General features: G+C 58.0%; 1 protein-coding gene. It reads left to right on the top strand.

The features are described from left to right. The first annotated feature begins 44 nt into the window (after positions 1 to 44). Positions 45 to 1,079: an IS630 family transposase gene (locus J8I87_RS43980; protein WP_209938903.1), complete on the top strand. Its 1,035-nt coding sequence runs from the start codon at positions 45 to 47 to the stop codon at positions 1,077 to 1,079. Positions 1,080 to 1,115 lie beyond the last annotated feature (36 nt).

The following is a 1,115-nucleotide window of genomic DNA, read 5'->3' as shown; positions in this document are numbered from 1 at the left end:
TTACTGACGTGTGCACCAAATAGTGCGTGATGCGTTATACGAGCATGAAGAGAAAAAACGATGCCCGAAAGTTGGATGGAGCCACGCAGGCGCACGTGAGGAAGATGGTCGTGCAAGCGGTGCGCGGCGGGATGACGCAGACTGCGGCGGCGAACATCTACGGTGTGAGCCTGCGAGCGGTGAGCAAATGGATGAAGCTGTCGCGGGAAGGCGGATGGAGAGCGCTGAAGCCTGGCAAGCGAGGCCGCCAGCCGGGAAGTGGCCGGCTGAATCACACGCAGGCCGTGAGGATCCGCAAATTGATCATCGAACGGATGCCGGATCAACTGGCATTGCCGTTCTACCTGTGGACACGCGAATCGGTCGTGCAGCTGATCGAGCGGGAATACGGCGTCACGGTGTCGGCAACGACGGCCGGCCGATATCTCAAGGCGTGGGGTATGAGTGCCCAGAAGCCGGTGAGTCGTGCCTATGAGAGGAACGACACGGCGATTGCGCGATGGCTGGACGAGGACTATCCGGAGATTGCGAAAGAGGCGAAGCAGGAAGAGGCAACCATCCTCTGGGGTGACGAAACGGGGCTGCGCAGCGATCACGTCAGCGGAACGAGTTTCGCCCTCAAAGGGCAAACGCCGCTGGTACGCTCGACGGGAAAGCGCTTCGGCTGCAACATGATCTCGGCGATATCCAATCGTGGGACGTTGAGTTTCATGGTGTTCGAGGGGACGTTCAAAAACGCGACGTTCATCGAATTCATGAAACGCCTGCTCAAACAGGCTACTCGCAAGATATACCTGATCGTCGACGGGCATCCGGTACATCGGTCCGTGGCCGTCAGGCGCTTCGTGGCTGACAATGCCGAACGCCTGCGTCTTATTCGGCTGCCGGGATATTGCCCCGAACTGAACCCGGACGAACTGCTCAATCAGGACGTGAAGACCAATGCGCTCGGCAAGAGTCGACCGACCAGCAAGGCGGAACTGATCGGCAACGTTCGTCGACACCTGCATCGCAGGCAAAAGGAACCTCATGTGATTCGCAACCTGTTCCAGGAAAAACATGTCCGTTACGCTGCCTGAGGAACTACGCACTATTTGATGCACTGGTCAGTAATA

Origin of the sequence: Paraburkholderia sp. LEh10 (genome assembly GCF_017814945.1) — a bacterium.
Classification (GTDB): domain Bacteria; phylum Pseudomonadota; class Gammaproteobacteria; order Burkholderiales; family Burkholderiaceae; genus Paraburkholderia.
This window is presented reverse-complemented; position numbering and strand designations above follow the sequence as displayed.